At 36.1% G+C, this 19,595-nt stretch carries 19 protein-coding genes; all 19 read left to right on the top strand.

What is annotated here, in order from left to right:
* Positions 1–96 precede the first annotated feature (96 nt).
* Positions 97–822, top strand: a complete 726-nt coding sequence (gene pyrH / locus PRVXH_RS06950) for a UMP kinase (protein WP_353892063.1) — start codon at positions 97–99, stop codon at positions 820–822.
* The gene (gene frr / locus PRVXH_RS06945; RefSeq protein WP_353892062.1) at positions 815–1,372 is read left to right on the top strand and encodes a ribosome recycling factor; all 558 of its coding nucleotides are present in this window, start codon (positions 815–817) and stop codon (positions 1,370–1,372) included. The genes pyrH and frr overlap by 8 nt, the downstream gene beginning before the upstream one ends.
* 4 nt (positions 1,373–1,376) lie before the next feature.
* A complete protein-coding gene (locus PRVXH_RS06940) occupies positions 1,377–1,553 on the top strand; it encodes a hypothetical protein (protein WP_353892061.1) in 177 nt (58 codons plus the stop codon).
* Between the two features lie 142 nt (positions 1,554–1,695).
* Positions 1,696–2,430, top strand: a complete 735-nt coding sequence (locus PRVXH_RS06935; protein ID WP_353894556.1) for an isoprenyl transferase — start codon at positions 1,696–1,698, stop codon at positions 2,428–2,430.
* Positions 2,430–3,197: a phosphatidate cytidylyltransferase gene (locus PRVXH_RS06930; protein ID WP_353892060.1), complete on the top strand. Its 768-nt coding sequence runs from the start codon at positions 2,430–2,432 to the stop codon at positions 3,195–3,197. Before PRVXH_RS06935 ends, PRVXH_RS06930 begins: the two co-directional genes overlap by 1 nt.
* 23 nt (positions 3,198–3,220) lie before the next feature.
* The gene (locus tag PRVXH_RS06925) at positions 3,221–4,363 is read left to right on the top strand and encodes a 1-deoxy-D-xylulose-5-phosphate reductoisomerase (RefSeq protein WP_353892059.1); all 1,143 of its coding nucleotides are present in this window, start codon (positions 3,221–3,223) and stop codon (positions 4,361–4,363) included.
* 4 nt (positions 4,364–4,367) lie between these two features.
* Positions 4,368–5,384, top strand: a complete 1,017-nt coding sequence (gene rseP / locus PRVXH_RS06920; protein ID WP_353892058.1) for an RIP metalloprotease RseP — start codon at positions 4,368–4,370, stop codon at positions 5,382–5,384.
* Between the two features lie 11 nt (positions 5,385–5,395).
* Positions 5,396–6,457, top strand: coding sequence for a flavodoxin-dependent (E)-4-hydroxy-3-methylbut-2-enyl-diphosphate synthase (gene ispG / locus PRVXH_RS06915; RefSeq protein ID WP_353894555.1), 1,062 nt, complete (start codon positions 5,396–5,398; stop codon positions 6,455–6,457).
* A 242-nt stretch (positions 6,458–6,699) separates the two neighbouring features.
* Positions 6,700–8,388, top strand: a complete 1,689-nt coding sequence (locus tag PRVXH_RS06910) for a proline--tRNA ligase (RefSeq protein ID WP_353892057.1) — start codon at positions 6,700–6,702, stop codon at positions 8,386–8,388.
* Positions 8,389–8,402: 14 nt separating this feature from the next.
* Complete coding sequence (locus PRVXH_RS06905; protein ID WP_353892056.1) at positions 8,403–9,038, top strand: glycosyltransferase family 2 protein; 636 nt, start codon at positions 8,403–8,405, stop codon at positions 9,036–9,038.
* Positions 9,039–9,073: 35 nt separating this feature from the next.
* Entirely contained in the window at positions 9,074–9,727 is a 654-nt protein-coding gene (locus tag PRVXH_RS06900) for an MgtC/SapB family protein (RefSeq protein WP_353892055.1), read from the top strand.
* A 9-nt stretch (positions 9,728–9,736) separates the two neighbouring features.
* Complete coding sequence (locus PRVXH_RS06895; RefSeq protein ID WP_353892054.1) at positions 9,737–13,975, top strand: PolC-type DNA polymerase III; 4,239 nt, start codon at positions 9,737–9,739, stop codon at positions 13,973–13,975.
* Between the two features lie 110 nt (positions 13,976–14,085).
* Positions 14,086–14,553: a ribosome maturation factor RimP gene (gene rimP / locus PRVXH_RS06890; protein ID WP_353892053.1), complete on the top strand. Its 468-nt coding sequence runs from the start codon at positions 14,086–14,088 to the stop codon at positions 14,551–14,553.
* 13 nt (positions 14,554–14,566) lie between these two features.
* Positions 14,567–15,607 (top strand): transcription termination factor NusA, encoded by a 1,041-nt coding sequence (gene nusA / locus PRVXH_RS06885; protein ID WP_353892052.1) that lies wholly within the window; start codon positions 14,567–14,569, stop codon positions 15,605–15,607.
* 22 nt (positions 15,608–15,629) lie between these two features.
* Positions 15,630–15,893, top strand: a complete 264-nt coding sequence (locus tag PRVXH_RS06880; RefSeq protein ID WP_353892051.1) for a YlxR family protein — start codon at positions 15,630–15,632, stop codon at positions 15,891–15,893.
* The gene (locus tag PRVXH_RS06875; RefSeq protein WP_353892050.1) at positions 15,886–16,188 is read left to right on the top strand and encodes a ribosomal L7Ae/L30e/S12e/Gadd45 family protein; all 303 of its coding nucleotides are present in this window, start codon (positions 15,886–15,888) and stop codon (positions 16,186–16,188) included. The genes PRVXH_RS06880 and PRVXH_RS06875 overlap by 8 nt, the downstream gene beginning before the upstream one ends.
* Before the next feature lie 18 nt (positions 16,189–16,206).
* Complete coding sequence (infB, locus tag PRVXH_RS06870) at positions 16,207–18,279, top strand: translation initiation factor IF-2 (RefSeq protein ID WP_353892049.1); 2,073 nt, start codon at positions 16,207–16,209, stop codon at positions 18,277–18,279.
* A 13-nt stretch (positions 18,280–18,292) separates the two neighbouring features.
* Entirely contained in the window at positions 18,293–18,640 is a 348-nt protein-coding gene (gene rbfA / locus PRVXH_RS06865) for a 30S ribosome-binding factor RbfA (RefSeq protein WP_353892048.1), read from the top strand.
* On the top strand, positions 18,603–19,595 hold the full coding sequence (locus PRVXH_RS06860; RefSeq protein WP_353892047.1) for a bifunctional oligoribonuclease/PAP phosphatase NrnA: 993 nt from the start codon (positions 18,603–18,605) through the stop codon (positions 19,593–19,595). Before rbfA ends, PRVXH_RS06860 begins: the two co-directional genes overlap by 38 nt.

The following is a 19,595-nucleotide window of genomic DNA, read 5'->3' as shown; positions in this document are numbered from 1 at the left end:
ATTTTTTTAAAAAAGAGCACCCCTTAGTGCTCTTTTTTAAAAAAATAAAGGAATTTCAAACAAGTATCTAGAAACAAAAAGGGGGATATTTTTTAAATGCCTAAGTTTAATCGTATAATTTTAAAACTAAGTGGTGAAGCCCTTGCTGGACAAGAAGGCTCTAACATAGATAGCTCAGTTTTAAAATCAATAGCAACTCAAATCAAGGAAGTAAAAGAAATAGGCACTGAGGTAGCTATAGTTGTTGGCGGTGGCAACATATGGCGAGGTGCCACTGCAAGCCATAAAGGAATGGAACGAGCAACTGCAGACTATATGGGTATGTTGGCAACTACCATTAACAGTTTGGCTTTACAAGATGCCTTAGAATCTATTGGTGTAGTAACCAGAGTACAAACTGCTATAGAAATGAGACAAATAGCGGAACCATACATAAGAAGAAGAGCTATTAACCATTTAGCTAAGGGACGAGTTGTTATTTTTGCAGCTGGCACTGGAAATCCTTACTTCTCTACCGATACGACAGCTGCATTAAGAGCTGCAGAAATTGGCGCTGAAACAATACTTCTAGCTAAGGGTAAAGTGGATGGCGTATATGACAGCGATCCACTTAAAAATGCAGATGCTAAGAAGTTTGAAGAATTGACTTATATTGATGTATTAAATAAAAACCTTGGAGTTATGGACTCCACTGCATCATCACTTTGTATGGATAATAATATTCCCCTTATTGTCTTTGCGTTAAACAAAGAAGGCAATATCAAAAAGGCAGTAATGGGAGAAAAAATAGGTACAATAGTAAAGGGGGAGAATAATGGTTAACGATATTTATTCCGACTTAAAGACTAGAATGAAAAAGGCTGTAGAATCTTTACAAACAGAGTTAAACTCAGTAAGGGCTGGACGAGCAACGCCTAGCTTACTTGACCGAATAGTAGTAGATTACTATGGTGCTCAAACGCCATTAAACCAGCTAGCAAACATTTCAACTCCAGAACCAAGATTGTTAGTAGTTCAACCATGGGATAAGACAGTTATTCCTGAAGTAGAAAAAGCAATTTTAAAATCAGACCTTGGTTTAACACCTAGTAACGATGGCTCAGTAATTAGGCTGGCAATACCGGCTCTAACCCAAGAAAGAAGATCAGAGTTAGTACGCTATGTTAAACAAAAGGGTGAAGACGGAAAAGTAGCTATTAGAAATGTACGCAGAGACGGTAACGAGATGGTGAAATCTCTAGAAAAAGATAATGAAATATCAGAAGATGAAAGCAGAAAAGCTCAGGAAGAAATCCAAAAGATCACAGACCAGTTTATAAAAGAAGCTGACAGAATTATACAAAATAAAGAAGAAGAAATATTAGAGGTGTAATTTATTGAATTTACTTGCTTTAAACCTTCAGGAAGCAACAAAGGTTTTAGTCCATAAAGAAATAGAATATGAGCTAATTAACTTAGAAGATGAACAAGAAGCTGACCCTTTTAAGTGGCGGGTAGTAAAGCAAATAAGGCGAAACAATAAATTATTGCTTTATATAGTAAAACAAAGATAGAAAAACCCTCCCTTTATTAATAAGGGAGGGTTAATTTATCTAATTTAGCAACAATTACTGAGGGAAAAACAATCCTGCGCTAATTGAAAATTCACTATCTTTGCCGGCTGAACTAAGTTTGGGGGGAATAAAATTGTCATTTATGAACAACAAAGTCGATACAAAAAATGTGCCAGAAACCGTAGCTATAATAATGGATGGTAACGGTAGATGGGCGAAAAAAAGAGGCTTGCCAAGAGTAATGGGTCACAGGCGGGGGGTAGATTCGTTAAAGAAAATCACCGAAGTCAGTGGCGAAATTGGTGTAAAAAACTTAATATTATATGCCTTTTCAACGGAAAACTGGAAAAGACCTGAAAAAGAAGTTAACTATTTGATGAAACTACCGGTGGAGTTTTTAGGTGAAGAACTAAAAGAAATTCATGAAAATAACATCAAAATAACCACTATAGGGGATGTGGCGAGATTACCAAGACAAACTCAAGATGCAATAAATAGAGCTAAAGACAAAACTTCTAACAACACAGGTTTGAATGTGATATTTGCTATAAATTATGGTGGCAGAAATGAGATAATCGAGGCTACTAAAAATATCGCCTTAGAGTTTAAAGAGGGAAAAATTGATTTAGAAGCTTTAAATGAACAAAGCTTTTCTACATATTTAGAAACGGCAAAAATAAAAGATCCTGATTTGCTAATCAGACCTGGTGGCGAAACCAGGGTAAGCAATTATTTACTTTGGCAAATTGCCTATAGTGAATTATATTTTTGTGAAACTCTTTGGCCAGACTTTGGTGAAAAAGAATACTTAAAAGCTATCGAAACTTACCAAAAGAGAAATCGAAGGTATGGCGGCATATTTGGGAGGAAGAAGTGATGGGCAAAAGAATATGTACAGCAGTAATTGGTATCCCTTTGCTTTTACTATTAGTATGGTATGGCGGTATTTTATTAAATTTATTACTTTTAACCGCTGCTGTAATAGCAACTAACGAGTATGCTAAAATGTTAAAGCTAGCAACCACCACGGTTCTTATTCCTCTAACAATTTTCGGAGCTATAACCTTTTTCACCGCTACCCCTTTATATGTAGCTTTTACCATTTTTTTCATGCTAGTGGGGATATACTTACTGGTTGTCAACTTTGAAACGGAAAAAATCAAGACGCTTTCTTACTTAATTATGGCAATTCCGTATATATACCTGCCTTTATGGATGTTAGGGATAGTTAGAAACCAGTCCCAAGGTTTTTTATATGTGCTAATAATACTATTGATACCATGGGTAACAGACACAGGGGCATACTTTGTAGGTTTAACATTAGGGAAAAACAAATTAATTCCTTCGATTTCTCCTAAAAAAACTATCGAAGGTGCTTTAGGTGGGTTAGCACTTTGCACGCTAGTGGTGCTAACTTTGAATTATCAGTTGGATATTTTAGATTTTCACGAAGCTTTTATTCTCGCTTTTTTAGGTAGTGTCCTTGCCCAAACCGGTGACTTGTTTGAGTCAGCAATTAAGAGAAAATGTAACATAAAAGACTCTGGTAATATTTTGCCAGGGCATGGGGGAGTATTAGACAGAATAGATAGCCTACTGTTTGTTGTTCCTCTAGGGTACATACTTTTTCTTTATTTTATATAATTTAAAATTGAAGGTGATGTAATATGAATATAGCGATACTTGGCTCCACTGGCTCAGTGGGGAAACAGGCACTAGAAGTAATAGAAAAAGCAAAGCACTTATCTGTTTACAGTTTAGTTGCTAATAGAAATATTGCCTTGGTCGAAGAGCAAGCTCGAAAGTTTAAACCTAAGGTTGTGGGCATTTACGATGAGAAAAGTGCACTAGAGCTAAAACATCGCCTCGCTGATACTGATATTAAAGTCTTAGGCGGGGAATCAGGAGTTGTTTATGCTGCATCATGCGAAGATGTTGATACTGTGCTATCAGCAATTGTTGGAACTGCCGGCTTAATTCCTACTTATAGTGCTGTAAAAGCTAATAAAAAAGTGGCATTAGCTAACAAAGAAACTTTAGTAACAGCAGGTCATTTAATTATGGAGTTGGCAAAACAAACAGATAACGTAATTCTTCCTGTCGATAGTGAACATTCGGCGATATTTCAGGCAATTGGGAATAATGAAATTGATTCTGTAGAAAAAATATATTTAACAGCCTCCGGAGGACCATTTCGGGGTAAAACTAAAGAAGATCTCGCTACAATAACGCCAAAAGACGCTTTAAAGCACCCTAATTGGAGCATGGGAAATAAGATATCGATTGACTCTGCTACCTTGATAAATAAAGGGTTAGAAGTAATAGAAGCTAAGTGGTTATTTGACATAGACTTAAATAAAATTGAAGTTGTAGTTCATCCGCAGAGTATAATTCATTCCGCAGTAGAGTTTTCTGATGGAAATATAATTGCTCAGATGGGTCCTTCTGATATGAGGATGGCTATCAGCTATGCTTTTTCATATCCATCAAGGTTTAAAAATAACTTTAAACGATTAGATTTATTTTCTCAAAGTTTAACTTTTGAGAGACCAGACTATGAAACATTCGATGGTTTATCCTTATGTATAGATGCTATTAAAACAGGGGGAAGTAACCCAGCAGTTTTAAATGCAGCAAATGAAGTTTGTGTTGAATCTTTTTTAAGTGGTAAAATTTCTTTTACAGACATATCTAAGATTATAGGAACAGTTCTTTCTAAGCATAAAACTATTTACGCTCCCTCTTTAAACGAAGTTTTGGAGGTAGATAGTTGGGCAAGGGAATGTACCTTGGGAATAATAAAGGGGTGATTAGATGTCAATTGTTGTAGCTGCTATAGTTTTAGGTGTGCTGATTACGGTACATGAGTTAGGACACTTTTTAGTAGCGAAAGGTGTAGGTATGCACGTCAAAGATTTCGCTATTGGGTTTGGTCCTGCCATAGCAAAGTTTAAAAAAGCTGAAACGTTATATGCGATCAGGTTGTTTCCATTAGGTGGATACGTTCGAGTTTTAGGTGAGGATGAAGAAGAACGATCTAAAGAAGGAAGTATGCAGTCAAAGTCTGTGCTTGAGAGGTTTATGTTTGTATTAGCTGGACCGTTTATGAATTTTATACTGGCCATATTGCTTTTTATGTTGGTTGCCTTCGCTTTTGGTTTAGCCACAAATGAGCCAGAAATTGGAGCTGTTGTTCAGGGAGAACCTGCCGATGAAGCTGGCTTTCTTTCAGGAGATGAAATAGTAAGCATTAATCAACAAGAAATAACTACTTGGGAGGAAATGGTAGAAGTTATAAGCGACTCTCCAAATAAAAGTTTAAATATTAATATATTAAGAGAAGGCACTTCTAAGTCTATTTCAGTGGTTCCTCAGTATGATGAAACAGGTGAAAGAGGTGTTATTGGTATAACCCCTCCACGTAGTAGGCTAGGCTTTATAGAATCAATCTCCTACGGTTTTTCTGAAACCGTTATGGTCGGTAGGCTTATATTTGAAGGGCTTAGAAATTTATTTTTTGGGGGCGAAGGCTCTATTGATGATCTTGCAGGCCCTGTAGGAATAGTGGCACTAGTAGGAGAAACTGTTAGATTTGGCATTGCAAATTTAATAATGTTTACAGCTGTACTAAGTGTAAACTTAGGGATTTTAAACCTTTTACCAATACCGGCGCTAGATGGTAGCAGATTGGTATTTCTTATAGTAGAAGGCGTTAGAGGTAAGCCTGTGGATCCTGAAAAGGAAGGTTTTGTCCATGTTATTGGTGTTTTATTTTTGCTGTTACTATTTGTCGTAGTGATGTTTAATGATATTATGAGACTACTTTCCTGAGGTGAATTATGATTAATAGAAGAAAAACTAAAGAGATAAAAGTTGGAGAAATAAAAATTGGTGGCAAAAACCCAATTGTTATACAGTCTATGACAAACACAAAGACTGCTGATGTTAATAGCACTGTAAGGCAGATAACGAAACTTAAAGAAGTTGGTTGTCAGATAGTCAGGCTTGCAGTTCCTGATGTAGCAAGTGCTAAAGCGATTTCTGAGATTAAAAGATTAACGAACATTCCTTTAGTGGCAGATATCCACTTTGACCATAAACTGGCATTATTAGCTATAGAAAATGGTGTTGATAAGGTGCGCATAAACCCTGGGAATATTGGCAAAAAAGAGTATGTGACCGCTGTGGTAGAAAAAGCAAAAGATGGGTCAATTCCCATACGCATAGGAGTAAACAGCGGCTCACTTCCACAAGATCTATCGGTTAGAGACGACATTAGCACAGCAGAGAAGATGGTAAGAGCTGCCCTTAGAGAAGTTGAAATTTTAGAAAAGCTCGATTTTAACGATATATGTATTTCATTAAAATCATCAGATGTAGTAACCACTATAGAGGCATACACAAAGATATCTGAAAAGCTTGATTACCCACTACATTTAGGGGTTACAGAGGCCGGGTTATTACAAGCTGGGACAGTTAAATCTGCTCTAGGTATTGGCACCCTTTTATACAAGGGGATAGGAGATACCATAAGAGTTTCGCTGACTTCAGACCCTATCAATGAAGTGGAAGTTGCATATGAAATCTTACACTCGCTAAATTTACCTACCAATAAAGTAAAGACAGAGGTTGTATCCTGTCCTACATGTGGTAGATGTGATGTGGATATTGAAAGTTTATCTCAAAAGGTTTTGGAAAGATTAAAAGATTACAAAAGCGATATAAAAGTTGCAGTTATGGGTTGTGTGGTAAATGGTCCTGGTGAAGCTAAAGATGCAGATGTTGGTATCGCTGGAGGAAAGTCAAAAGGAATTGTTTTTTCAAAGGGACATATCCTAAAGACTGTTCCTACAGGGCAGCTGCTTGATGAGCTATTTAAAGAAATTGACAAAATAGAAAGATAATGTTATAATACATCAAAATATTGCATGACGTTGATGGAAAATAGTAAATAGGGTAAGCGGTACAGGGAATGGAGGTTGATTGAGAACTCCATCCGCTAACTTATTGAACCAGTTTCTGAGTCAAATAGGTGGTGCTATATAGCCAAACAAAGAGGATACATATTATGTGTCAATCTGGGTGGTACCGCGGATCTCCGTCCCTGTTTAAGGGAGGAGATTTTATTATTATAGGAGGTAGTATAATGAGAACATCAAAATATTTCTTGCCTACATTAAGAGAAGCGTCTGCTGAGGCAGAAACCGTCAGTCATCAGCTAATGTTAAGGGCAGGCTTAATCAGAAAGCAAGCATCAGGAGTTTATTCTTACTTACCGTTAGGCTATAAGATTTTAAAAAAAGTGGAAAACATCATTCGTGAAGAAATGGACAGCGCAGGCAGCTTGGAAATCCTAGGACCTGCTATACAACCTGCAGAGTTATGGAAAGAGTCTCAAAGATGGGATGAATATGGAGATGAGATGTTTAGACTTAAGGATAGGCATAATAGAGAGTTTTGTCTAGGGCCGACCCACGAAGAAATATTTACAGATATAGTTCGGAACGACCTTAGGTCATATCGCAATCTTCCGCTTTCGTTGTATCAAATCCAATCCAAATATAGAGACGAAAGAAGACCGAGATTTGGAGTAATGCGTAGCCGCGAGTTTATTATGAAAGATGGATATAGTTTTGATATTGACCAAGATGGCTTAGATCTAAGTTATGACAAGATGTTTGACGCATATAAACGTATATTGTCACGATTAGATTTAAAATATCAGGTTGTAGAGGCAGACTCAGGTAATATAGGTGGATCTCACTCCCATGAGTTTATGGTAATCAGCGAAGTGGGGGAAGACGACATAATATATTGTGCCGAATGTGGATATGCAGCTAACCTAGAAAAAGCTGTTAGCAAAATCACGTCAATAAAGTCTGAGGAGGCCCCTAAGGAATTAAAGCAAGTTGACACCCCAAATGCTAGTTCGATAGATGAGGTGGCGGATTTTTTAAACGTTTTGCCTCATAATATAGTAAAGGCTAGGGTTTATACAAATAATGAAAGAATGTTTGTGGCCTTAGTAAAAGGTGACCAAAAGATAAATGAAACAAAACTTAACACTATACTAGATACTTCTTTGTTAGAGCCTGCATCTGAAGAAGAAATCAAAGAGATTAAAAGTGAAGCAGGATTTACTGGTCCATTAAACCTAAAAGACGTTACTATAATTTGTGACAAAGAAGTTGAGAAGATGAGAAATTTTGTTGTAGGTGGTAATAAAAAGGGTGTCCACCTAATAAACTGCAATATAGGACGCGACTTTACTCCTGACATTATTGCCGATATAAGGTCAGCAAAAGAGGGGGAATCATGTACACGCTGTGGTGAGGTTTTAAGTAGTTCAAAAGGAATTGAAGTTGGTCATATTTTTAAGCTTGGAACAAAGTACTCAGAAAGTCTAAATGCCACAGTTTTAGACAAGGACGGGAAAGAAAAGCCACTTCTTATGGGTTGTTATGGAATAGGTGTTAATCGCCTACTAGCAGCAGTAATTGAACAAAACCATGATGAGGACGGGATTATTTGGCCGAAAGCTTTAGGGCCATTTCAGGTTTCCGTTATTCCTGTTAATGTAAAAAAAGAAGAACAGTTAAACCTAGCAGAGGATATTTATGATAAATTAAAAGATAAATTTGATGTAATTATTGATGACCGTAAAGAAAGAGTGGGAGTTAAGTTTAAAGACCACGAGCTTATTGGGGTGCCAGTGCAAATTATTGTTGGTAAAAATGCAGCAGATAATCAAGTGGAAATTAAGTATAGGCAAAGTAAAGACAAACTTTTGCTTGATGCAGAAAAAGTTGTGGAAGCTTTAGATAGTTACTTCTAAAGGAGGAAATTAATTTGTCAGCTACATGTATAATTCCAGCTTACAACGAGGAAAAAACCATTGGTAATGTTGTAAAGGTGGTAAAGGGTAATAAAAATGTATCAGAGGTTATTGTGGTAAGTGATGGGTCTACAGACAAGACTGCCCAAGTCGCTAAAAACAATGGTGCTAGGGTTATTGAACTTACTGAAAATAAAGGTAAGGGTGGGGCAATGAATGAGGGGTTGAAAAGTTGTGGTGCTGACATTATACTATTTTTAGATGCCGATTTAATAGGGTTGACAGATACACATGTAGAAAGCTTATTATCACCTGTGTTAAGGGGTGATACATTAATGACTTTAGGGGTATTTTCACAGGGGCGTGCGACAACTGATCTAGCGCAAAAAGTTGCTCCTTACCTTTCAGGTCAGAGGGCAATTAAAAGAGAATTGTTACACAAAGTTTCCGATCTTGACGTTTCTAGGTTTGGCGTAGAGTTAGCATTAACTCGGTTTGTGGAAAATAATAAAATAAATCTACAAGTTGTCCAGTTGCCGGATATGAGCCATGTCATGAAAGAGGAAAAGTTAGGAGTTTTAAAAGGCTTTGTTGCCAGAATGAAAATGTATTGGGAAATTGTCCACTATTATATAAAAAACCCTAGTTAAATCTAGGGTTTTTTGATAGAGTAAAGGAGGGAATTATGGCTGTACTACAGTTATCTGGCGTACTTTTGTTAGCTATTATATTAGGCAGTGTTGTTGGCTTAGAAAGAGAAATAAATAATCACCCTGCGGGGTTTCGCACTCATGCGTTAGTTTGTGTAGGTTCGGCACTTATTACCATCGTCTCCTGGAAAGTATATGAAATGTATCAAGTGGGGGACCCTAGTCGAATTGCGGCTCAGATTGTGAGTGGGATAGGATTTTTAGGTGCAGGAACAATCATGAAAGAAGGTTCTTCGATAAGAGGGTTAACTACAGCAGCTAGTTTATGGGCCGTAGCAGGAACTGGTATGGCAGTAGGTTTTGGTTATATATCTATAGCGATTACAACTACTTTTTTAATTGTAGTTGTGTTAATGGTGTTTTCTAAATTAGAACAAAAACTGCTATTTACTAAACAGACTATAAAAGTTAAAATAGAAGTACAGGATAGACCGGGTATTTTAGGAGAAATTGCTTCACATATAGGAAGTTATAACATTGATATAAGGAATGTATCTTTATCTTCTATTGATGATAAAGGTATGGAAATAGACCTTATCCTAAGCTTAACAACAAAAGTATCTTTGCAACGTTTATTAGGGGAGTTAGCAGCTGTTAGCGGAGTGGACAAAGTAAACTATGATGGTTAGGGGATTTCTATGGAAGCTAAAAAATTTTTATCTAAGCAATCATTAAAAATTAATAAGATTTCAGTTTCAACCCATCATAACAGATGGGTTGTTTATATCAGTGAATTAAACTATTGCGAGGACTCATTTAAAGAGTTAAAGAAGCAGCTTAGCTTAGTTGTTCCTGATGTTAAAATAGGTGTGTGTATACAGGGGAACTTTAAAGCAAGCAATTTGTCTAATTTAATTAGAATGAATGAAAAATATATTTTGGAGCGAATTGAAACGGATTTTCCTGCCTTTAAAAGCAGTACGCAAAACTGGAAGATAGATGTTGATGGTATTTTAGTGAAACTATCCATACCCAATAAAATTCATTATTTCTGTGCTCAGCAAAACGGATTAGCAGCATGGCTAGAAAAATTTATACGAAAACATATACAGTGTGAAGCTAAAGTTAGCATTACTTTAAATCAACAGCTTCTTCAGCAAAAAAGCAAAGTATCTAATACACATAAAAAAGAAGAAGAAGACTATATAAAGACACTAGAGAAGAAAATAAAAGACAATAAAAAACAAGAGTCAAAAGAAATAACTGGTCAAACAAGTCATGTAATTGTCGGCAAGCAAATTACTAAACAACCTATTAACATTTCGACGATTATAGAAGAGGATAAAAATATTAGTGTGGCAGGAATGATATTTAATATGGAATATATCGAATTTAGAACTGGTAGAACTTTACTTAGTTTTGATATTACTGACAACACTGACTCAATTACCTGCAAATACTTTTTAGAAAGTGGTCAACAGCGTCCTAGCTTAAACAAGGGAGATTATGTAAAAGTGTTTGGCTATGTTCAACCGGATAGGTATAGTCAAGAATTGACGTTTTTCCCAAATTCAATTAATGCTTTTACTCCCACCGTTAAAATGGATGATGCTGAGGATAAAAGAGTTGAGCTTCATGCCCATACTAAAATGAGTACTATGGACGCGACAGTTACTGTCAAAGATTTAATCAAAAGAGCCGCTAAGTGGGATCACAAAGCGATTGCCATTACAGACCATGGTGTTGTGCAGTCTTTTCCAGATGCGGCACAGGCAGGCCAAGACAATGATATTAAAGTTATATATGGTGTAGAAACATATTTGGTTGAGGATGAAGAAAACGAAGTGTTTTTTGGAGATAAAACGAAACTAAACGACGATAATTATGAAAAATTATCATATGTTGTTTTTGATTTTGAGACCACCGGACTAAATAACAAGACAGATGAAATCATTGAAATTGGAGCAGCTAAGATTGAAAATGGTAATATTATTGAAACTTTCACCTCCTTTATTAAACCTAGTAAGGATATTCCCAGAAAAATCACAGAAATTACTGGTATAACTAACGAAAATGTCGATGGAGCCCCCACTTTGGATAAAGTGCTCCCACAGTTTAAAGATTTTTGTGGTGACTCTATATTGGTAGCCCATAATGCAAAGTTTGACTTAGGGTTTTTGGATTCAGCCTGCAAAAAACAAGGTATTAACTTTAATTATCTAGCTCTTGATACTTTAAATTTGAGTAGACTCCTTACATCAGGTGTTAAAGATTATAAACTAAATACATTAGCAGACCATTACAATATTAGCTTACAAAATCACCATAGAGCCGAAGATGACTGTAAGGCAACTGCGTTACTTCTTCTTGAACTATTTAAAGAAAGTAAGGAATTAGGTTTTAACAGTCTGAAATCTTTGTCACTTATCCCTTCTGATAAGAAACTTAAAAATAAGAAAGCATTTCATTGTATTTTACTAGTTAAAAACTATGAAGGGTTAAAAAACCTTTATAAGCTGATATCCATTGCACATACTAAGTTATTTTATAAAAAACCCAAACTAAGCAAAGCCCTTATTAAAAACCTATCAAATGGGTTAATAATAGGCTCGGCTTGTGAGGCAGGAGAAATATTTCAGATGTATCTTAACAATGAAGAAGAAAGTTATATAGAGGAAGTTGCAAAATTTTATGATTATCTTGAGGTACAGCCAATTAACAACAACCGTTTTCTTATAGATAAAGACATTGTAAATAGTGAGTTAGAAATCCAGCAAATCAACAAAAAAATCATCTCATTAGCCGAAAAACTAGATAAGCCGGTAGTAGCTACTGGCGATGTCCATTTTTTAGATGAACATGATAGTGTTTATAGAGAAATATTAATGACAGGCCAAGGATTTTCTGATGCTGACAGACAACCACCTCTATATTTTAAAACAACAGAGGAAATGCTTTCTGACTTCTCATATTTACCAAAAGAGTTACAAAAGAAAATTGTTATTGAAAACCCACAAAAGATTAATGATATGATAGAGGATATTAAGCCAATACCAGATGGGCTTTTCACACCCAAAATTGAAAATGCAGACTCTGAAATCAAAAGGATGTGTAAAGAAAAAAGCGAAGAACTGTATGGAAACCCGGTTCCACCTTTAGTGGCAAAACGATTAGAAAAAGAGTTAGGTTCCATTATAAAACATGGATTCGGTGTTATATATTATATTTCCCATAAGTTAGTGGCAAAGTCCTTAAGTGACGGGTACTTAGTTGGTTCAAGGGGCTCTGTTGGCTCCTCTTTGGTCGCTACCTTTACTGATATAACAGAGGTTAACCCACTGCCCCCGCATTATCGATGTCCAAAGTGCAAGTATAGTGAATTTATAGAAGATGGTTCAGTAGGTACTGGGGTGGATCTTCCGGATAAGGAATGTCCAAAGTGTAATACAAATCTAGTAAAAGATGGCCATGACATTCCTTTTGAAGTTTTCCTTGGATTTGATGGCGATAAAGTACCTGATATTGATTTAAACTTCTCAGGTGAGTATCAGGGAATTGCTCATAAATATACAGAGGAGCTTTTTGGAACAGGGTATGTTTTTAAAGCTGGTACAATTTCAACAATAGCAGAAAAAACAGCATACGGTTTTGTAAAAAATTATCTTTCAGATAAAGAACTTATAAAACGTACCTCAGAGACTAACAGGTTAGTAAGCGGCTGTAGTGGAGTAAAAAGAACAACAGGTCAGCATCCCGGCGGCCTTATGGTAGTTCCAAATGATAAGAGTATTTTCGATTTTTGTCCTGTGCAACATCCCGCCGATGATAAAAAATCAAATACAATTACAACACACTTTGATTATAATGCCATTAGTAGCAGATTGTTAAAGTTAGATATTTTAGGTCATGATGACCCAACAGTCATAAAGTTATTGGAAGATTTGACGGGCGTAAATGCTCAAAAGATTCCTTTAGACGACCCTAAAACAATGTCGTTATTTTCATCTACTGAGGCCTTAGGGATAGACTCAAAAGACTTAGGATCTGAGGTTGGAAGTATGGGAATTCCAGAGTTTGGGACTTCTTTTGTACGGCAAATGTTGGTTGACACTAAGCCTAATACCCTCTCGGAGTTATTTCGCATAAGTGGCTTGTCCCATGGAACAGATGTATGGTTGAATAATGCACAAGATATTGTAAAAAATAATATTGCCCCTTTATCTCAAGTTATATCAACAAGAGATGATATAATGACCTATCTTTTACACAAAGGCTTAGAACCTTCAATGGCGTTTCAAATTATGGAATCAGTTAGAAAAGGGAAAGGTCTAACCGATGAATTTTTAACCGCTATGAAAAAGCACGAGGTTCCCCAATGGTATATAGATTCATGTAAAAAGATAAAATATATGTTCCCTAAAGCTCATGCTGTTGCTTATGTAACTATGGCTTTTAGAATAGCTTACTTTAAAGTTCATCACCCCTTAGCCTTTTATTGCGCCTACTTTTCTGTGCGTGCTACAGACTTTGATGTTACACTAGTGCAAGGTGGTCTGCCTTCAATTAAATCCAAGCTTAAAGAGTTGAAAGGGCTAGGTAATAACGTTACTGCAAAAGAAAAATCAGTGTTAACAATGTTAGAGATTTGTCTAGAAATGTATTTAAGGGGATTTAAGTTTTTACCGGTTGACATCTATAAGTCAGATGATAGCAGATTTATTATTGATGGAAATGCGTTGTTGCCGCCGTTAGTTTCCGTTCCCAGTTTAGGCTTAAATGCAGCAAGAACCGTAGTTTCTGCTAGAAAGTTAGGAGAGTTTTTGTCAATCGAAGATATTAAAAAGAGGACTAAGCTTTCCAAAACTGTTATTGCAACTCTAAAGGAAATGGGTTGTTTAGATGGCCTTCCTGATACTAACCAACTTTCTTTATTTTAACTCAGTTGCAATGCTCCCTAAAAAATGGTACAATTTTATAGGAGTACTGTATGAGTGGGGCATCCCCACTCTTTATTGTTATATAAGAAACATTAAGAGGTGAACAAAAAATGAAAAAAGATGTATTAAGCCAGGTAGCTTCTTATACACAAATGGTAGTTAAAGAACTAGGTCTTGACCTTGTAGACGTTCAATTAGTTAAAGAGAGCGGTTTTAGCTATTTGCGTATCTTTATTGAAAACTTAGAAGGTGAACTAACTACAGAAGATTGTGCAAAAGTTAATGAGAAGATAAGCACCTTCTTAGATGAAGCTGACCCCATAAAAGAACAGTACTTTTTGGAAGTCTCTTCACCCGGATTAGACCGACCCTTAAAAAAACCTGAGGATTTTTCGCGCTTTAAAGGCCATTTAGTTCAGGTTAAGACCTATAAAAAAATCGGCGGGAAAAAAGTTTTTGTTGGTACGCTGGAAGGACTTTTCGACGATGAAATTCACATCTATGATGAAGACAAGGAAGAAAAGTTTGTCCTAGACTTTAATGAAGTAGCAAACGTTAAGTTAACAATAAAGTTTTAAGGAGGTGTCCGGTTTGGACAGTAATGAGTTTTTACAAGCAATCACGGATATTGTTAGAGAAAAAGGTGTTAAAGAAGAAGTAATGTATGATGCGTTAGAAGCTGCACTATTAGCTGCTTATAAAAAGGATTATGGTAACGTTGACAACGTTACAGTAAAAATCAACAAAGAAGATGGCATTGTTAAGTTGATTGCAACAAAAGAGGTTGTTGAAGTTGTGGAAAATCAAAACTTAGAAATTGCACTGCAGGATGCACGCAAAATTTCTAAGCTGGCGGAAATTGGTCACAAAATGGAACTTGACGTGACCCCTAAAAAGTATGGAAGAATAGCAGCTCAAACAGCAAAACAAGTTGTAGTTCAAAGGTTAAGGGAAGCTGAAAGAACAATAGTATATGAAGAGTTTGTGGACCGTGAAGAGGATATAGTTTCTGGTCTTATTCAGCGGATAGAACAAAAAAATGTTTTCATAAATCTAGGAAAGACAGAGGCGATTCTCCCACCAGCGGAACAAATAGATGGCGAAGAATATGTTATGAACCAAAATATCAAAGCTTATGTTTTAGAGGTAAAAAACTCCTCTAAGGGGCCGCAAATTTTTGTTTCAAGAAGTCATCCTGGATTGGTAAAAAGGTTGTTTGAAAAGGAAGTACCTGAAATTTTCGATGGAATTATTGACGTTATAACTGTTTCTAGAGAAGCAGGATATCGTTCTAAGATAGCGGTTGCATCGTCAAATCCTGATGTCGATCCTGTAGGGGCTTGTGTAGGCCCTAAGGGCATGAGAGTTCAGGCTATAGTGTCTGAGCTTAGAGGTGAAAAAATCGACATAATTAAGTATAGTGACGATCCAAAAGAGTACATATCTCAGGCTTTAAGTCCAGCAAAAGTTTTGGATGTAGTACCTAATGAAAATGAAAAGGTGAGTAGGGTGATTGTGCCTGATGATCAACTTTCTTTAGCGATCGGTAAGGAAGGGCAAAATGCCAGGCTAGCAGCTAAGCTGACAGGTTGGAAAATTGATATAAAATGTGAAAGTCAACTAGAAGAGTAGTTTTTAAGGTGGTGCTTTTCCAATGAAGAAGAAAAAAATTCCCCAACGGATGTGTGTAGGTTGTCAGGAGATGAAGTCAAAAAAAGAATTCATTCGGGTAGTTAAACCCCAAGAAGGTGATATAACTATCGATCCAACAGGAAAAAAGCCAGGTAGAGGTGCATATATTTGCCCGGAAATCGATTGTTTTAAAAAAGCGTATAAATCTAAAAGGCTTGACAAAGCTTTAAAAACTGCTGTGCCTCATCAAGTATATCAATCCCTTGAGGATAGACTAAGTGATTAGCTTATTAGGATTTGCAAGAAAAGCTGGTAAATTGAACTTAGGAAGTACAGCAGTTGAAAAAAGTATAAAGGCTGATAAAGCAAGATTGGTTATTATAACAAAAGATACTAGCAATAATACCAAAGATAAGTTTTATACAAAGGCAAGTGCGAAAAATATTCCCATCATTGAAGAATATAGCCGAAAAGAACTAGGAAATGCTCTAGGAAAAGGTGATGTTAGTGTTGTGTCTACAGCTGATGAAGGGTTTGCAAAAGCAATATTAAAAAAATGGGATGGTGGAAATATAGAGTAGAATAATGGGGGTTTTATTATGACAAAAAAGTATAGAGTGTATGAAGTAGCTAAGGATTTATCTATAACAAGTAAAGAGCTAATTGAGCAATTGAAAGGTTCAAAATTAGAAGTGTCAAATCATATGAGCACTTTGTCGGAGCAAGAGGTTGAAGAAGTTTTTAACCTATTTACCAATGACAAAGAAGACAAGTCTTCGGAAGAAAGTCCTATAGAAGGTAACGAGCAGGACTTAGAAAAAGAAGAGAAAAAGACAAAAACAAAGAAGAAAAAGAACAAAAAAAGAAGCAAAAAACAAAATAATAAACAACAATCACAGTCAACAAAGGATGATCAAATGAATAATAAAATAATTTTATCAAATGATAGCATTACAGTAGCTGAGTTAGCAGAACAAATAGATGTAAGTTCTACAGACATAATAAAAAAGTTAATGGGCTTAGGTGTTATGGCCTCAGTAAACCAGTCTTTAGACAAAGATACAGTAGAGCTAGTTGCTCTAGAGTACGGAGCATCAGTTGAAACTAAGTCTGAAGATGATGAGCAAGAAGATAAGTTGGAATTTGATGATAAGGCTGAAGATTTAAAGCCACGTTCACCAGTAGTTACAGTACTAGGGCATGTTGACCATGGAAAGACAACCCTTCTTGACTCAATTAGAAATACAAAAGTTACTACAGGTGAAGCTGGTGGAATTACACAGCATATTGGTGCATATCAAGTAAGAGTTAATGATAGTAAAATAACTTTTATCGATACACCAGGCCATGCCGCTTTTACAGCGATGAGGGCAAGAGGAGCACAAGTTACAGATATTGCAATTTTGGTAGTAGCAGCGGATGATGGCGTCATGCCTCAAACTGTAGAGGCAATAAACCATGCAAAAGCAGCTGGGGTTCCTATCATAGTGGCTGTTAATAAGATTGATAGACCAAATGCCAATGTTGAAAAAATAAAGCAAGAGCTAACCAACTATAATTTAGTTCCTGAAGATTGGGGTGGCGAAACAGTATTTGCTGAGCTATCTGCGCTAAAAGGCGAAGGTATCGATAACTTGCTTGAAATGGTTACTTTAGTTTCTGAAATGCAGGAGCTAAAGGCAAATCCTAATGCATTAGCAAGTGGTACAGTTATTGAATCTAAGCTGGATAAGGGTAGAGGCCCCGTAGCTACAGTGCTAGTAAGAAGGGGAACATTATCTGTTGGTGATTCCATAGTTAGTGGAACTGCATTTGGTAAAGTGAGAGCTATGATTAATGATAAAGGCAAGCAAATAAAAAAGGCAAAGCCATCGACCCCTGTAGAAATCCTAGGCCTTTCAGAGGCACCGCAAGCCGGTGAAAATTTCAGAGCTATGGAAAATGATAAAAATGCTCGTAATCTAGCTCAGCAAAAACTTGATAAAGATAAAAGTGACCTTATGAAAAATAGCTCAGCAGTTTCTTTAGATGATTTATTTAAGTCTATCCAAGAAGGTCAAATTAAAGATCTAAATATAATCGTCAAAGCGGACGTACAAGGTTCGTCTGAAGCTATTAAACATTCTTTAGAAAAGCTTTCTGACGAAAATGTAAATGTTAGAGTAATACACACTGGAGTGGGCGCAATAACAGAAAATGATGTAATGTTAGCATCTGCTTCGTCGGCAATTATTATAGGGTTTAATGTTAGACCGGATTCTAGTGCTCAAAAGGCTGCCAAAAAAGATGGTGTTGACCTTAGATTATATAGAATAATCTATGATGCAATAGAAGATGTGAAAAAAGCAATGCTGGGTCTTTTAGAACCCGAGTTTGAAGAAGTGTTTGTAGGAAAAGCTGAAGTTAGGCAAACTTTTAAAGCATCAAAAATTGGAACCATAGCTGGAAGCTATATTCTTGAAGGTAAAATGGTTAAAAACTATGGTGTAAGATTAATAAGAGACGGCATTGTAATATATGAAGGAAAATTAGACACTCTTAAGCGTTTTAAAGATGACGTTAAGGAAGTAAGCACAGGTTACGAGTGCGGTATATTATTAGAGAACTTCAATGATGTCAAAGATGGAGATATTGTTGAATGTTTCACTGAAGAGGAAGTCAAACCAGTTTAACGAGGTGATGAATATGTCTCAACAAAGAGCGATAAAGCTTGCAGAGGCTATTAAGATTGAGACCAACGATATATTTCAAAAACGTTTAAAAGATCCACGAGTAGGTTTTTTAACCATTACAAGCGTAGATGTTACTAATGATCTGAGAGAATGTACAATTTATTTCACAGTTTATGGGACAGAGCAGGAAAAAACTGACACGCTCAAAGGAGTGGAAAAAGCCAAAGGCTTCATCAGATCAGAGCTAGGTAAACGTTTGAAAGTAAGACATGTGCCAGAGCTATCTTTTAAGTTTGATCATTCTTTAGAGTATGGAAATAAAATTGATAAGCTTCTTAGGGACATTAATGATGGCAAGTAATTTCAAAGCATTACTAAATACAATAAGGGATCAAAAAGAATTTACTCTAGTTGGACATCCCGGGCCTGATGGCGATTGTCTTGGTTCGATGGTTGCTTTAGGTTTAGGTTTGAAATTTTTAGGGAAAACAGTTTCATTATATTGTAATGAAACTGTCCCTAAACAGTTTCTGTTTTTAGATGAAATGAGCCTGATCTCATCTGACAAACCGACTAACCATAAAAGCTGTCTAATTGTCTTAGACTGCAGTGATGAACAAAGAATTTTAGAACAGGGAATTGAGCTATCCTCCTTTACTACCTCTATAAATATTGATCATCATCCTAAAAACACAAGCTTTGCCAACATAAACTACCTAGATGAATCTAAAGTTGCAACTGCAGAGCTTGTCTATGATATCTTAAAGGCTTTGGATATTCCCTTGACTTTAGAGATGGCTAACTGTCTATACCTAGGTATTGTCACTGATTCTGGTTTCTTCTGCTATGAGAACACTAGTCCAAAAACTCATGTTATAGCAGGAGAATTATTGGAAACAGGAGTAAATCCCTCTATATTTAAACAAAACTTAGAGAAAAAAAGTCTAAACTATTATAAATTCTTATCATCATTCTTAAATAAAATTAAGGTCTATAACGATAGTACCATTGCAGTTCTTACAGTAACCATAGATGACCTTTTGTCTCATGGGATGGCAGATTTCCAGCAGACAGATGACTTAGTTGATTATTTACGAAATATTGAAGGTGTGAAGATTGCTATCTTGGTAAAATGTGAAGGTGATTTTATGAAGTTTAGCTTTAGATCCACTGGAGATGCTGATGTCGGAGAGATTTGTCGCTACTACGGAGGAGGGGGTCATAAAAAGGCCGCAGGTTTTAGCCTTAAAAATGACGATCCCGGTGAAATTTTAGCAGACGTTATAAAAGTTGTAGAAGGGAAGATTAATCTCTAA

The organism is Proteinivorax hydrogeniformans (genome assembly GCF_040515995.1).
In the GTDB taxonomy this organism is placed as follows: Bacteria; Bacillota; Proteinivoracia; order Proteinivoracales; family Proteinivoracaceae; genus Proteinivorax; species Proteinivorax hydrogeniformans.
Note: the sequence above shows the minus strand (reverse complement) of the source record. Positions and strands in the feature narration are given on the sequence as shown.

Excerpts from the sequence above, each read along its gene's own strand:
- pyrH (WP_353892063.1), top strand. The coding sequence starts at position 97 with ATGCCTAAGTTTAATCGTATAATTTTAAAACTAAGTGGTGAAGCCCTT.
- frr (WP_353892062.1), top strand. The coding sequence starts at position 815 with ATGGTTAACGATATTTATTCCGACTTAAAGACTAGAATGAAAAAGGCT.
- PRVXH_RS06935 (WP_353894556.1), top strand. The coding sequence starts at position 1,696 with ATGAACAACAAAGTCGATACAAAAAATGTGCCAGAAACCGTAGCTATA.
- PRVXH_RS06930 (WP_353892060.1), top strand. The coding sequence starts at position 2,430 with ATGGGCAAAAGAATATGTACAGCAGTAATTGGTATCCCTTTGCTTTTA.
- PRVXH_RS06925 (WP_353892059.1), top strand. The coding sequence starts at position 3,221 with ATGAATATAGCGATACTTGGCTCCACTGGCTCAGTGGGGAAACAGGCA.
- rseP (WP_353892058.1), top strand. The coding sequence starts at position 4,368 with ATGTCAATTGTTGTAGCTGCTATAGTTTTAGGTGTGCTGATTACGGTA.
- PRVXH_RS06910 (WP_353892057.1), top strand. The coding sequence starts at position 6,700 with ATGAGAACATCAAAATATTTCTTGCCTACATTAAGAGAAGCGTCTGCT.
- PRVXH_RS06900 (WP_353892055.1), top strand. The coding sequence starts at position 9,074 with ATGGCTGTACTACAGTTATCTGGCGTACTTTTGTTAGCTATTATATTA.
- PRVXH_RS06895 (WP_353892054.1), top strand. The coding sequence starts at position 9,737 with ATGGAAGCTAAAAAATTTTTATCTAAGCAATCATTAAAAATTAATAAG.
- rimP (WP_353892053.1), top strand. The coding sequence starts at position 14,086 with ATGAAAAAAGATGTATTAAGCCAGGTAGCTTCTTATACACAAATGGTA.
- PRVXH_RS06880 (WP_353892051.1), top strand. The coding sequence starts at position 15,630 with ATGAAGAAGAAAAAAATTCCCCAACGGATGTGTGTAGGTTGTCAGGAG.
- infB (WP_353892049.1), top strand. The coding sequence starts at position 16,207 with ATGACAAAAAAGTATAGAGTGTATGAAGTAGCTAAGGATTTATCTATA.
- rbfA (WP_353892048.1), top strand. The coding sequence starts at position 18,293 with ATGTCTCAACAAAGAGCGATAAAGCTTGCAGAGGCTATTAAGATTGAG.